Raw genomic sequence first — 15,663 nt, 5'->3', positions numbered from 1 at the left:
GGGCCCAAGGAGCCCGTTGCCAACAAACGAAGGAGTACAGACCGATCTAGGGCTTCTGGACCGCGGCAACCTCTTCCGGTGTCACCATTTTATCGGAACGGTTGCCCCAAATGTTTAGAATGTAGTTCATGACATCTGCCACCTCCCCGTCTTCCAAGCCCATTGGGGCCATGGTGCCGTTGTAGGTTTCTCCGTTCACCACAATTTCGCCCTGCATGCCGTACTTCACTCCGGCAATGCTCGCCGTTCGGTTTTTCATGAGGTAGTCTGAGTTGGCAAGCGGCGGAAAGGTATAGGGCACGCCCTCTCCATTGGCCATATGGCAGTTCATACAGAAATCTGCGTAGATTTCGGCCCCACGGTGCATGCTGGCCCTAAGGTCATCGGACTGTGCCCGGATGATGCCCGGCAGGAATAACAGTGCAAGGCCAAGGCAGCGGAATGTGGGCAGCCCTTTCATTTTTTTGGTACCAGTTTATAGATGCCCTTGCCCTCCACGGCCACGTAGATCAGACCATCGGGGCCTTGGCGCACGTCCCTTACCCGGCCCAGGTCTCCCAGCAACTTTTCGCGCTTTACCACTTTGTTGCCTTCCAAGACCAACCGCTCCAAATACTGAAAAGAGAGTGAACCTGCCAAGAGACTTCCCTTGTATCCGGGATATTTGTCCGAAGTTACAAAGGCCATCCCGCTAGGGGCTATGGACGGTGTCCATTGGTAAATGGGCTGTGCCATGCCCTCCATTTCGGTTTTGTCCGTTATTTTGGTGCCACTGTAGTTTATGCCATAGGTTATCACTGGCCAACCGTAGTTGACACCCTTCTCAATGATATTGATTTCATCTCCGCCCCTGGGGCCGTGTTCGTGATCCCAGACCTTGCCACTCTCGGGGTGGAGTGCCAAACCTTGGGGATTTCTATGGCCGTAGCTGTAAATGGCCGTCTTGGCACCATCAGTGCCCACGAACGGGTTGTCTTGGGGAATGCTGCCATCATCCATTATTCTGTAGATCTTGCCACCGTCACGGGTAAGGTCCTGTGGGTTTTCGTCCCGGTTGCCCCTATCACCAATGCTAAAAAATAAGTACCCGTCCCTGTCAAACACCATTCTGGAACCAAAATGTTGTCCCTTGGTGGTGTTGCCCTCCCCTTTGTAGAGGACTTTCCTGTCCGTTAGGGCACCGTCCTTTAATTTGGCACGCATAATGGCGGTGTTACCGCCTTTTCCCTCCCCTTCGGAAGAGGCATAGCTAAGATACAGCCACCCGTTTTTTTCGTAATCGGGATGCAGGATCACATCCATCAATCCGCCTTGGCCACGTTGGTAGATTTCCGGTACGTTTAGAATTTTTGTGTGCTTTTCATCGAAAAAATGAATAAGATCGCCAGATTTTTCGGTGATGAGCATGCTACCATCAGGAAGGAAGGCGAAGCCCCACGGTATTTGGAGCTCATCGACCAACTGCTCTACCGTAAAGGGAAAGCTGTCGGGTGTAATCACCTTGTTTTCAGCGTCCTGCGCACAGGAAAAATTGAGCATTACAACGAATAAAACAATAAAAAGCATACTTTTCTTCATGACCCAACGTTAGAGTAATATTATTATCGTCACAAAATACGAGATTACGAACAAACTTAGAGATATACGTTTAAACTTTTACAATAAGAATAACAAAACTGCCCCCAAATCAGGAGTTGTTCTATAAACAAGCTTAACCTATGCTTCCCAAAAAACCGTGGCATACTTTGTATGTGCTCTTATTTACCGCTTTTGCGGTAATCGGTTTCACGGCTCTTGCAAACTCCGAAGCAACCGAACTTCTGGAGCGTGCCAGGATGATTGTTGAGGTGGGTGAAACGGTTGGCACAAAGGTTGCCGCTGCGCTCCCATCACCCGAAAAAAACAACCGCACATTTACAGAAAGCCATACCAATGGAGTTTCCGCTGCCCCCTTGTTCTCTACCATTATCCAAGGAGCCGACGAGGTGGTGGGCTGCAGTGTTCAGGGGTTCAGTGTGGCACGTTTCAACCTCTGCGGCGATTCTGATGATCGTTTGATTTCGCTTTCCGGTGGGCCCTACGGTTCCGTGAGCTGGGAAATTCTTGGGGGCTCCTGTACCCCGGACATCAATGAGGATTGTCCCAATACCGGTTCCTGCTATACACAGGTGGGCAATGGGCAGACCTTTGCGCTCAGTGCCGCTGCCGTTCCGGCAACCATCGGGGCAGAATACCGGGTTATTGCCGATGGGCAAGTCTTTTATTTTAAGGTAAAGAAGAGTACCATTACCCAAACCTTCATTAAACAGGATGCCATATGTGGCGTGCCGGGACGCATACAGATCACCAACCTTTCCAGTGCCTATGAATACAGTATGGATGGGGGCGCTACGTGGCAAGGGCCCATTTTCAATGGTCTTGCCGCGGGTACTTATACGGTCATTGCCAGATTGCAAAATACCCCCAATACCTGTGAGTATCCCTATGCGCCCATTACCATTGCCCAATTGGATATGGACATTGAGGCCACCATCACGGATGCCCTCTGCATCGGGGACACGGGAACCATTACCGTAGCGGTGAACAACGTGCCGGGGCCCTTTAAATATACCTTGATCAATTCCAGCGGCGCGGCGCAGGAGTTCACTGCTTTTGTGCCGGACAATCCCTATACGTTCAATGCGGTGGGTTTCGGTACCTATACCGTACAGGTGGAGACCCTTCAATGTACCGGGGACCCGCTCAGTGGCATTGACCCGCCGAGACAAAGTTTGGACACCTCTGGCAATCCGCTTACCATTGGCGCGGGCATTTCCCCTTTGGATGCCTCTACCGAGGTAAACAGCAGTTTTGGCTGCAGTACCATCTCCGATGTGGATATTACCCTTAACGTCAACGGAGGCGTGGGCCCCTATACCTACACGGTGAACGGAGGCCCGGTGCAGCCGGCCTTTGGGGATGCGGTGACCAATACGGGCACGGTTGTACACACGGTTTTGGCCGCCGGCACCTATGATTTCCTCATTACCGATGCCAACGGATGCACCATCACGGCCAGTAGCAATGTGGAGCAACTGCTGCCCCCCGATATCTCGGTGAGCGGCACTGACGGGAATTGTACCAATGGTGGGGCGCAAATTGTGTTTACCGTAAATGATGCCCGCGGATATAACCTCAGTTTTAGGGCCAGTGCCTCGGACCCTTGGGTGGTAACGCCCCAACTTTCGGTACCGGCCACAGAAACCGGTACGCTGTACGATCAGCTGGAAGTACGTTACCAGCAAGGCGGGTTTGAATGTACTCTGGGCTTTCCGGACATTACCGTGAGCAATGTTGGGGCCATTACCGGTACGGCCACCAAGGTCAATGATGTGTCCTGTGACGGCACTGGAGGCACCACTGGCGGGCAGATCGACTTTGTGGGTCCCTTTACCGGAGGTTCTGGAAGTGGCTATACGTTTAGCTTGGATGGGGTTAACTTTACCACCCTTACCTCATATCCCAACTTGCCCGCCGGTACCTATACGCCCATCATTCGCGATGGAGGTGGTTGCCGCCTGTCACTGACGCCCATTGACATTTTGCCCACCGATCCGCCCATCGATATCGATTTTGTACAGAGCAACATCAACTGTGCCACAGGGACCTCTGACGTGCAGTTGACAGGTTTTGCCAATGCTGCCATTGTTCGGTACGAGATTATGTCGCCCACCTATGTGGACAATGGGGGCAACGATCTTTTTACGGGCCTATCCACCTCCCAATCGTACATGTTCCGAATCACGGATGCCAATGGCTGCACCTATACGGAAGGATTCAGCCCCGCCGTGATCAGTTCCATAAGGGTCAGGGTGAAGTCCGGTGGCGATCTCCGGGTATGCAACGGGGCATCAGACGGTACGGGCACTTTTATAGTGGATGGTTTTGCCAACAATTACACCTATGATATCAATGGTGGATTATTTACCGGTGGACCACAAAATGATGCAGAGGTGGCGCTTCCCTTGTCCGGCCCCGGCACGTACACCATAACCGTAACAGATGTGGATACGGGTTGTACGGACACCGCTTCCTTTGATATCCAAGAGGCTGCCGTTTTGGACCTTAGCGGCAGTACGGTGACCCCAATGAGCTGCGCAAACGGAAATTTGGGCAGGGTGCGCGCCAATGCCACAGGGGGTTGGGGCGGATACCGCTATACCTTGACACCACCTTCCGGAGCCCCCATCGGGCCACGGTCAGGGAGAACCTTTGGCAACTTGGCCTTGCCGGGAACCTATGTGCTCTCCGTGGAAGATTCGGAAGGCTGTACGGACACCTTTACCTTTGATCTTGTGGAACTCACGCCGCCCACACTGTCCATAGCCAGTGCAGACCTCTGTTTTTCACCCACCAACAACGGATCGGTCACCGTGGCGTCTTCCGGAGGCGGAACCGGGCACCGCTACCGCATAGAGAACGGAACGTTTCAACCAAGCCCAACATTTACGGGCTTGGTACCAGGAACCTACGACATTGAAGTGGAGGATGACAACAATTGCCGTGCCCAAGTATCGGTCACCATACCGCCGCAACTCAATGTGGGGCTTTCCCTTGTCAGTGAGATTACCTGCGGTGGAAATGGCTTTATGCGCATTTCCGTTAATGGGGGCGATATTACCAATCTTTCCGCTACCAGCTACACCGTATTTCGTAACGGCACAGCGGTTCCGGGCTCCATTGGTTTGTCCCTGCCCTCCGGATCGTTCAATTATACGGTTCCTTCGGGCCAACATGGCACGTACACCGTTTCGGTCACCGACAACAATGGATGTACCGATGTCTCTGAACCCCTGGTTTTTGCAGAACCCACCACCATTGTGGCCACCCATCGTGCGGTGGGCCCCAGTTGTCTGGATGCCAATAGCGGTTTTATTGAAATACGGCCAGACCCCACCATGGGCGTACCTCCTTTTGAGATAAAGTTTGGTCCCGATGGAAGCCTAAGCTATGGTACCTCGGACGATGGCATTTTTGCCTATTCCAGCCAGACCGTATATTCTGGACTTGCCGCGGGCACGTACGAATATGTGGTGAAGGACAGCAGGGGCTGTCTCATTCCCGGCATCGTGGATGTGGGCATTACGCCCGATCCGGTACCGGTGCCCGATGCCACCGTGGCGCCCATTGATGCCACTTGTTCCGTTGGCCTTACCTCAGGGGGAATCCAAATATCCGGTGTATCCGGTGGCACTGCCGAATTTACCTATATTGTGGAAGATAATTTTGGCAACGAGATTACCCGTATCGTTACCGATGCCACCACGGTTTATCCTTTGGATATTTTGGATGCGGCCATTGTGCCTGGGGCCTATACCGTGGTTACCCTGGATTCCCGTGGCTGTACCGACCTTGATACCGTAAATGTGGGCAGTGCCACCGTGGCCATAGTCCCTGACAACACCACCTTGCCCCCCACTTGCGCCCCGGGCGGTTTTACCTATTGCGTGGATATCGTGGGCGGTACTGGGCCTTTTGACATACGCACGGTGGACGGTAGCTTGCCCCCCCATAGTTATGTGTCCCTGGGCGGAACGCCACCCACCCCGGTAAGGCGCCACTGTTTCAACAATATTGAGCTGGGCGAGGTCTTTACCGTGGAAGTGGTGGACACGGCCAACGGATGTGTTTATGAACAGGTCATAGAGGTGCCGGACGGCCCTTCTCCCGTAACTGTTTCTTTGGCCATTGACAATGCCACCTGCATCCCGGGCAATCTGGTGGGCCTTACCTACACGGTCACCGGGGCAACGGGCATGTTGGACATTGAGATCAGGAATACCGATACAGGTGCCCTGTTTCTCTCGGAGAGTACGGCACTGACCACGCAAACCTATCAAGTTCCTGAGGGCCCCTACAGTATTTTGGTGTATGACAATGGCACCGCGTGTTCAGACGGTGCCCGGACGGATGCCGTCCTCAATATGCCCCGGGTGGATGTCATTGAGAACATCAATGCCAACTGTAATGCCGATGGGCAGCTCACCGTTCGCGGTAGTGGTGGTACGCCCTTTGCCACGGGAAGTCCCTACGAATACGCCTATGTGCCCGCTGGAAACCCTGTGGATGTGGACGGAACCTTGACCCCAACGGACCCAACGGACGATTTTACGGATGCCTCCACCGTGATTTTACCGGGAGCACCGGCCCCGGGCCTTCCCTATGACATCTGGGTACGGGATGCCAGGAATTGCGCCTTCCAGATTTCCACGGCCATAGTCACGGAAGATCCCCCGCTGCCCGGCCCAACATTTGATGTAAGCAACCAATGCGACGTTACGGCCGCCAGTTTTACCATTGAGGTGCACATGCCGGTTAATATCAATGCCCCCAATTTTACACTGGGCGGTGTGAGCCAGTTTGGGGTTTTCGATGCGGTGGACAACAGATGGGAGGCCGTGTTCACCGTGGGCAGCGTGGGTACCTATCGGGTGGACGTTGTCGATGCCAACGGATGTACCGGTTTTTCCGAACCAGAGGTTTTTCAAGTGCTCTCGGCCTCCGGAGGCTTTTCCACGGACCCCACCTGTACCGATGCCGATGGCATCATAACCGTTGTGGCCAACGGGGGCAGTGGCGATTTCTCCTTTGAATTACAGGATGCCGGCGGCACCCCCATAACCACCAACCCTTCAGGGACCTTCACCAATTTGGTTGCGGGCGCCTATCAGGTGCTGGTAACGGACAACCAGGTCACCGATGGCACCAACAACTGTACGGTCACCGTAACCGATATTATCAGTACCAGCCCAACCTTACCGCTCATTACCGGTACCGGTGCGGCGGACATCAGCTGTTTTGGCGCCAATGATGGAAGCATCAACGTGGCACTGGCCCCGGGGAGCGATGTGGACGGTATCGTGGCGTACCATCTGTTCCCGGGCAGTTTGCCCCTGGCTGTTACGGCCGTTCCCGTGGCAACCAATACTTCTGGGTCTTTTGCTGGCCTGGCACAGGGCAACTACGTGGTACAAGTGGTCTCTGCCCTGGGATGTACCGATGAAAGGGACGTTCTGATCAGCGAGCCACCGGCTTTTTCCATAACGGCATCGGCACCGCCCTTTGCCTGTGAGCCTGGCGCCAATCGTTTCAGCTCCACGATCATCACGGTCAATGTTGTGGATCCGGGCACGGTGGGATCCGGTTACCAGTACAGTATCACGGGCTTCTCCAATTTTCAGACTTCAAACACTTTTGAGATCGTGGACAATGGCTCCCCGAGGGACATTACGGTGTACGCCGTGGATGGCAATGGTTGCCAGACCACCTTCAATGTGCCCACCATTGCCGTGCCCACCGATGTGGTTCCGGTCATTGTGGATGTGGATCCGCTTACCTGCGCAACGGATGAAAGGGTGCGCATTGAGGTGACCGGTACGGCCAACTTTACCGTGAATACGGTGTCCGTAAGCCCAGTGGCCCCGGTGACCAATAGTGGAGGCACCAATTTTGTGGATGTTTTTCTACCGGATACCGGCGATTATTTCTTTGAGATCACGGATAATGACACCGGCTGTACCTATCCCATGCCCGTGCATACCGTGGTGCCGCCAGAAGTTCCCACCGTGTCCATTTCCGAAGCTGAGCCCGTAAGTTGTTTTGGATCCACGGACGGGGCCCTGTTCATAGAAGTAGGCAATTATACGGGCCCTTATACGTATAATGTGTACGATGCGGCAGACCTCGGAAAAACAACCTCCCTGGCCTCGGGTAGCTTTGATACGGCAAATGTTGGTCCGGCCCGTATAACCGGTCTCCCTGGGGGCAATCTCTTGGTGGAGGTGGTGGCCACGGGTTCCCCGTTCTGTTCCAATGACAGCAATGTGGCCAATATAAGAACGCCCAATGGTCCGTTGGTGGTCTCGGCAACGCCCGTGGGCAATGTGGGGTGCAACAATGACCTGGGTGAAATAGAGGCCATTGGAAGTGGTGGTTGGGACAACGCCCCTTATGAATACAGACTGCTGTTGAGCGGTGATGGCGGAACCACCTACACCACGGAAGTGGCGCCCTTTTCGGCCAATGATGGGTTTACAGCACTTTCCTTTGGTTTTTATCGGGTGGAAGTGCGCGATGTGGAAGGCTGTACGGCCCAGTTTGATATGGAGCTGGAAGAAGTACCGCAGATTTTGGCCGGAATCCGCGAGCCACAAGGCCTGCTTTGTCCCAACGGGAACAACGCGGTGTTGGAGGCCTTTGATCCCAGTACCGGAGATGCCATCACGGCCACCTCCGGGGCCACGGGAGGGTTTCCCGGAGCAGGGTACAATTATAGGCTGCTCTATTTGAACGGCAATGACAATACGGACATTGCGTCTGCCAGTGGGCTGCAGAACACCCCCACCTTTATTGGGGCCACCGGTGGTTTCATCAGCGCCGGTTGGTACGCCATTGAGGTGTCTTCCAGCTACGACTGTATTTTTGTAACGGATCCTTATTTTGTAGATCCACCCCCGCCCGTGGCCCCCTTGTTGGTACAGACCCAAGTTCCCGGTTGCGGCGGTATTGGAGAGATGCGCCTGTCCATTGAAAACCCTGAGGCTGGCTTTACCTATGAATACGCCCCCGTGGAGAACGGTGTGGTGGTGGGCCCTTACCAGCCCCTTGCCGGAACTTCGGTCTTGATACCCGGGGTGCAGGGCATCACCTACCAATTTGATGTTAGGAAGGTAACCACCTTGAACAGTTGCAATGCGGTACGATCCAATGGCATCACCATGACCAATGCCACCGGTATTACCTTGTTGCCCAATCTTCCCGATGACATTTCGTGTGCCTCAGAACTGGACGGCCGTATAGAGTCCTTTGTCAACGGTGGGGTGGGGAACAACTTGTTCTCCCTATACATTGGCGATCCGGTGGATGGCTTCAGCCCCAGTGCCACCGCCACCTTGTTCCGGGGACCACAGGACAACGGCACCTTTGAGGCATTGCCGCCCAATACCGAATACTATATTGCCGTGACCAGTGGCGCCAACTGCATGGATGTGGCGGGTCCCTTCGTGGTCAACAGGCCGGACCCCATTGTTTTCAATGCCACGCCCGCGCCCATTTCCTGCCATGGTGGGGAAGATGGTAGCATCACCATAGAGGTACAGTCCGGAGGGGTGGGCTTGGTGCAGTTTGCCATAGCGCCCAATTTCAATGAATTCTTTTCGGATGTATCCACCCCGGGCCAATTTACGTTTACCGACCTGGCCGCTGGTAGTTATGAGATCTTGATACAGGATGAGAACGGATGTTTTGAGAAGGATGTCATCATGGTCCCCGAACCCGATCCCTTGTCCATTGACGGGATCAGCACCGATCCGGAGCTTTGTATTGGTGCCAATGATGGCAGGGTGGCCTTCAATATCTCCGGCGGTACACCTTTTAACGATTCGGCGGTGAGCGGCACACCCTACTATCTCTTTACATTTGAGATGCTGGAACCCGTGGATGCCCGCGGCACCGAAGCATTCGCCCCTTTCTTGGGGCAGCCACTGGAAGACCTCCAGGGCGGCGCCTCTTACGTTTTGGTGGTGCAGGATGCCAACGGGTGCGAAACAATGGAGGTCATCACCATAGATATTGGGGTGGACCTCAATGCGCAAGCAAGTGTGGCGTATGGCTGCGAGGGAATTTTCCCCAACAGTACGGCCACCGTGGTGTTGCAAGATCAGAGTATGTTGGGAGAGGTTCTGTTCGCGCTTAACCCCCAAGACCCTACGGATGCTGGCAGTGCCATGGCAGGGGAGACCTACTCTTGGGGCGATCTTCCCCCCGGGGACCATTCGGTGTATGTGTACCACTTCAATGGCTGTACCAATAGGGTCGACTTTACAATAGATCCCTATGAACCCTTGACCTTAACGGTGAACAAAACAGGGCCCAACGAGTTGGTGGCCACGGCAGAAGGTGGGTTTGGCGGTTATGAATATTTCTTCAACGGGGAATCTTATGGGGAGGAGAACGTGTTTACCACCAATGAAAGCATGGTGGTAGTGGTACGGGCCGTGGATCAAAATGGCTGCACGGTAGAGGTCAGCATGCCTTTTGAGTTTACCGGTATGCTGGAATTCCCCAATTTCTTTACCCCGGACGGGGACAACCTCAATGACCATTGGTTCCCCAGGGGCTGGGAGTTCTTTCCTAATCTGGAGGTGAAAATATACGACCGTTACGGTAGGGTGGTGGCCATTCTCCAAGAGGTGAAGGGCTGGGACGGCACCTACGATGGCAAAGAAGTGCCCACCGGTGATTATTGGTACGAGGTAAACGCCAATGATAAGAGCAAACAGCGCTATTTTGGTCATTTTACCCTGTATAGATAAAAGAACGGTGTTTTTTGTTTGATGGTACAGGGCCTTGGACCCCGACAGGAAAAAAGAACACCTGTTTTATGGTAAGTTGGCTCCCACCAGAGTTGCGGTGTGGTCTGCGGGCCATAAAATAAACCCTGGAACCATCCCTGCTCGCTTTTGTGATCCGTGCGACGAGACTGGGTTAAAGGCTTGTGATCGAGGAACGCTTTATTTCAACAAGTTCTCCAAGAGCAACAGATCCGTGGAAGACTGGTTCCATAGGTTCGCCAGGTCTTCTGGCACGGGGGTAAAGCCGTATGTGAAGGAACTGAGCACAATGTCCTGGTCCCCATCTTGGTCCACATCACCGGAGTCCATCAACAGCCACCGGCCTTCTTTGGCATGCTCCGTGACAAAGTCTTGAAATTGGTAGGCTTCGCTGTCCAGGTTTTCCAGGTAGGTGAAACTTGCGTTGGGTCTGTTCTCGTAGTCGGGAAAGGTGGCCAAAAGGGCCAGATCCACGTCTCCGTCTTGATCAAAATCCTTGGCCACGAACCTTGTGGCCCCATTGAGGGGGTAAAAGTACTGTTCTTGAAACACGTTCTGTCCTTGATTGATGTGAATGCGGATGCCGTGATAGGGCTTTTGCACATAGCTCTTGTCCGCATTGTCCCCGTGGGCGGTAATGATGTCCAACAGTCCATCTTTGTTGTAATCCACCAGGTCAAACCAGCTAGACCCGTATATGGGACTGAATTGGAGCACGGTTTCGGGGGAAAACTGCAAGTCTTCCCCTTGGTGAAAAATGGTGATGCCCTCCCTGCCTTGGGTGGTCATCACGATCAGGTCCAGTTTGTTGTCCCCGTTCATGTCCCTGGCCATGGAGCGCACGGTACCGGGCAAATCCAAAAGGGTTCGCCTCTCATAGGTGAGGCCGTTTTTTTTTACAAAAAGCGACAATGCGCCGGTGAGGTGCCCAAATTCACAGACCACAATCTCGTCATTTCCGTCTGCGTTGAGGTCTTCCACCAAGGTATGCACCGGTCGGTGCAGCACAAAGGGCAGGGACACCGCTTGGGAGTCCGTACGGATGTGCAGGGCGCCCCTTGGTCTTTCGGAGGGGTTTAGGAAGCCCACTTCTGTGGTGTACTGCATTTGGTTCTTGGAGATAAAGGAAGTAACGGCGCGTCCGGTACGGTCCACATCCGTTACTTGGCCCGTGGCCCCCCCGTAGGTTTTTATGGCACCTTTGAGGTTGGCCAGCACCAGTTCTTGCTGCTGTTGGTCATATTCCAAAAAGGAGAGGCTAGCGCCCTTGCCCTCATAGACATCCACGGTTTTGGCGCTGAACTGGGTCAGGCTTTTTGGCACCGTGGGCCTAATGGCTTTAGGCAGGGAATCCGGTGCCAGCGCTATAATGTACTCTTGGAGCGTGTTCCAATCATTCACGGAGATCAGGGGCCGTTCCGGAAATACCCCAGTGGCCATCCTGGCCCCTTGTTCTTCAAAGGAAAGGCCGTGGTAGGGGTTGTTGTCCTTGGTGATCAGGCCCATTCTTGCCGCCATTTCCGGCAACACGGCCTCTTTCCAGAGGTGTTTGGGCAGCTCGTTCACCTTTGGGGCCAGGTGGCAGCTGGCACATTGGGCCTCGTAAAGGGCAATGGCCCTTTTTTCTTTGGCCGGGGTACAGGAAAACAGCATCGTTGCCAAAAAAAAAACGGTAAAAGGGTAGTGTTTCATCAATGAGCTGTTCATGGCATTCGAGCACTTAGGTCCCCTGGCCCGTAAACGGCCGGAGCGGGAGATGATCAAAGGTCAATTTTGCTGAAATACCAGCAGGCTGTCCCTATTTTGGCCCACCACAATGTAGGGTCGGTTCTTTGGTGGGGCGGCTTTCACCATTGCTATGGCCTTGGCATCGCCCCTAACCAAAAAGCCACTTTCGTTGGTGGGGACACTTTTAAAATTGCCTTTACCATCGCCTTGCAGCACCAATCCGTTGAGCGCATCTTGGCGGCCAAAAAAGGCTTCGGTGCCAAAGTTGTTGCCAATGAGCAAGACATCCAGGTTACCGTCGTTGTTTTGGTCCAAAACGGCCATATCGTTCACGGGAGCCAATTGGGCCTCCCAGGGCAGGTCGTGCAGGGCAAAGGTGCCGTCCCCGAGATTTTCAACATATACGCTACGGTCGTGGTTTCCCTGCAGTTGCAGCGCCCCTGTTCGTTCTTCTTCCGTGAGCAAGGTGTTAACATTGGCTTTGGCATAGGCCTTGTAGCTGTTGTACTTGGAACGGAACAGCAAGCTTTGTCCCTTGATATCGCCCCAGAAACTAGTGGGAAAGGCTTCCTTAACATCGCTTTCAAAATCTTTTCGGTAATGGGCAAAAGTAATGGGGTCAATGTTGCCGTTGTTGTCAAAGTCCTTGGCAATGAGCGTTACGGGTTGTTCTTTGGATGGTTGGTAGGGGTTGTTGGCCCCCATGTTCCCCACGATGAAATCCGTATCCCCATCCTTGTCAAAATCTCCGGGTGCCAGGCTTTCCCACCAACCCAATGTGGACGATAGCCCGCTTAGGGCCACCTTGTTCAATGTGGATGCCCTGTTCTCAAAAACGGTAATGGGCATCAGTTCTCCCACCACGATCAAATCCGGCAGACCATCTGCATTATGGTCTTCCCAAAGCGCATCTGTGACCATCCCCACCTGGGCCAGTTCCGGTGCCCAAGTTTCGGTAACGTCCTTTAGGTTGCCTTTGTCGTTTTTTAAGAGATAGCTGCGCTCGGGCATGGGATATTTTGCGAATGGGGTACGCCCGCCCACAAAGAGGTCGGTGTAACCGTCCCGATCAAAATCGGCCGCCCTGACCACGGCACCACTGGTATTGATGTTTGGGTGGGCACTAGGTTTCAGACTAAAATTGCCGCGCCCATCATTCACCAACAGGACATCTGTGTACAAGTGCTGTTCCTTGGGCATGAACTCGTTGCTTCCGGATACAAGGTAAAGGTCCAGATCGCCGTCGTTCTCCAGATCAAAAAGGGCCATGCCCTCTTGTTCATAAGGGGCCAGGCTTCCTTCTGCAAGTAAGGGGGCGCCATAAAAGGTGCCATCCTCTTTTTGAAAAAAGATAAGGGGTTCATATCCCGCGGAACTGCCAATGACAATATCTTCCGTGCCGTCCCCATTGAGGTCGCCACTGACCAGGCAAGGGCCGTTCTGGGTGAGTTTATGTGGAAGGGTGCGCTGCACATCGTAATCCACTTTGTCGTCTTCCTGGTGGGCATGCGCCATTCCAAGTTCTTTGGAGATTTCGGAGAAGATGGCATCCCGTTCCGGGACGCTCAGGGGATAATCCAAACTGGCCAAGGCCACGTCCCGGGCATTTTTGTGGTCCAGGGCCAGCAGGGTGTCTTTTTGCACATTCTTCAGCACTTGGTATTTGCCGTCTGGCCAAAGTACTTCCACTGCGGCCACCTCGCTGTGTTTGCCCAGGCCAAAATGGATCTTGTCCTCGATGGTGCTCATATAGCCGCGGCCCAGATAATGTTCATGGTACCCCATGGTGCCATCGGCAAAGCGCAGTACCACCTTGGTGCCAATACCGGACGGATTGGTTCCCGGACCGGCCAAGGACATCCTTAAAAAACCGTTTTGGTTTTGGGCCATGGCGTCACTTTGATTTTCAAAAAGAAAGGCCACATCGTTAATGTTGTTCACCACGTAGTCCAGGTCCCCATCACCGTCCAGATCGGCGACGGCCGCCCCATTGGAAAAGGAGTCGATGTCCAGACCCCATGCCGCACTGACGTCCTGGAACCGTTGTTTGCCCTTGTACTGGTAGGCGTAGTTTGGAATTTTGATCTGGGGAATGGAATCCAGCAGTTTGGCGGGACTCAGGTAACGGCTCATGTTAAACTTGAAATCGCCAAAATCCAGGTCGGTAATGTCCCTGGGAAAGCCGTTGGTGATCAAGAGGTCCCTGTGGCCGTCATTGTCCATATCCGCAAATAGGGGAGACCAGCTCCAATCTGTACGGGCCACGCCGGCCATGAGCCCGATCTCGCTAAAAGGCACTCCAGGGCCGTTGCCCATTTGTAGCATGTTGCGACTGTATTGGTAATCATACCCAAACTTTTCGTTAAAGATATAATTGGCATATTTGGTCATGGATATGGTGGTCTTGGCCCTGAGGTTGGTTTCCCCGAGCATGTCCAGGGTAACGATATCCAGGTGGCCGTCATTGTTGTAGTCGGCCACATCCACTCCCATTGAAAACTTGCTCTGATGCTTTACAAAGGAGCCAATGCGGTCCGTAAAGGTGCCGTCTTGGTTGTTTATGTAAAGAACATCGTTGGTAAGGTAGTCATTGCTCACGTAGATGTCTGGCCAGCCATCATAATTTATATCGGAAATGACCACGCCCAAGCCATAGCCCTCAATGGTAATACCGCTTTTTAGGGTCACGTCTTCAAAAGTGCCATTGCCCTTGTTGCGATAGAGGCGATCGTTGCTTTCTGCCGAGCCATCGGTGATCTTCTCCCGGTAATTGGCCGGCAAATGGTGTATGTCCACGTTGTTCAGGACATAAAGATCTAGCAGTCCGTCTTTGTCATAATCAAAAAAAGTGGCGTGCATGCTGTTTTCCTTTCCGGCAATGCCGTAGCGTTCTGCCATTTCCTTAAAGGTGGGCACCCCGTTTTCATCGGGGCCCTGGTTAACAAACAGCAGGTTTTGGCGTTCTTGATCGGAAGGGAGCATGGCAGAGCAAACATAGATGTCCAGAAAACCGTCCAAATTCACATCGGCCAGGGCAATGCCGGTGTTCCATTTGTTGGGTGCTTCAATTTGGGCCTCTTGAGACACATTTTTAAAGGCCATGTTGCCTTGGTTCAGGTACAATTGATTCGTTACCTGGTTGCCGCTGAAAAAGATATCGGGTCTGTTGTCATTGTTAAAATCGCCCACGGCCACCCCACCACCATTGAAAATGTATTCATTGTTCAGGATGTTGAAGCTGTCTGTCTCCACGATCACATTGTTAAAATCTATGGAACTCTTTTCAGGGCCTACCTGGACAAACACGGTTTGCGCTTTTTGTTCACAGGCCAAGAAGGCAAGGAGCACGGCGGAAAAAAGGATCAAAGAAAAGGGGCGAAAGGTCTTTGGCATGGGTACTTTGTAAGATGGCATCCCTATGGCAATCGTGCCAAGGGATGGCGTTGCAATGCTGTTTCCAACGATTTTGTGCGTATGGTCAGCGGCACGGTGTTGGGTTTGTCTCCTCACTGCATATTGGTTTGCACAAATATTTTAGGTTTATTTTTTAATCTGGCCACAGCCC

Annotated in this window: 5 protein-coding genes; 1 reads left to right on the top strand and 4 read right to left on the bottom strand. The window is 53.3% G+C overall.

Annotated features, from left to right (window positions below):
* Positions 1-46 precede the first annotated feature (46 nt).
* Positions 47-460 carry a c-type cytochrome gene (locus tag ACKWCC_RS03340; protein ID WP_413994482.1) on the bottom strand — a complete coding sequence of 138 codons (414 nt, stop codon included), beginning with the start codon at positions 458-460 and terminating at the stop codon, positions 47-49.
* A complete protein-coding gene (locus tag ACKWCC_RS03335) occupies positions 457-1,578 on the bottom strand; it encodes a PQQ-dependent sugar dehydrogenase (protein ID WP_413994481.1) in 1,122 nt (373 codons plus the stop codon). The genes ACKWCC_RS03340 and ACKWCC_RS03335 overlap by 4 nt, the downstream gene beginning before the upstream one ends.
* 140 nt (positions 1,579-1,718) lie before the next feature.
* On the opposite strand from ACKWCC_RS03335, the gene ACKWCC_RS03330 reads away from it, so the two are divergent.
* Entirely contained in the window at positions 1,719-10,352 is an 8,634-nt protein-coding gene (locus tag ACKWCC_RS03330) for a T9SS type B sorting domain-containing protein (RefSeq protein ID WP_413994480.1), read from the top strand.
* A 198-nt stretch (positions 10,353-10,550) separates the two neighbouring features.
* Here ACKWCC_RS03330 and ACKWCC_RS03325 read toward each other — a convergent pair whose 3' ends face one another.
* Together ACKWCC_RS03325 and ACKWCC_RS03320 are read right to left on the bottom strand one after the other, a co-directional pair.
* Positions 10,551-12,062: an FG-GAP repeat domain-containing protein gene (locus ACKWCC_RS03325; RefSeq protein ID WP_413994479.1), complete on the bottom strand. Its 1,512-nt coding sequence runs from the start codon at positions 12,060-12,062 to the stop codon at positions 10,551-10,553.
* A gap of 75 nt (positions 12,063-12,137) precedes the next feature.
* Entirely contained in the window at positions 12,138-15,491 is a 3,354-nt protein-coding gene (locus ACKWCC_RS03320) for a VCBS repeat-containing protein (RefSeq protein ID WP_413994478.1), read from the bottom strand.
* Between the last annotated feature and the right edge of the window lie 172 nt (positions 15,492-15,663).

Source organism: Maribacter aquimarinus (assembly GCF_047345505.1).
Classification (GTDB): domain Bacteria; phylum Bacteroidota; class Bacteroidia; order Flavobacteriales; family Flavobacteriaceae; genus Maribacter.
Note: the sequence above shows the minus strand (reverse complement) of the source record. Positions and strands in the feature narration are given on the sequence as shown.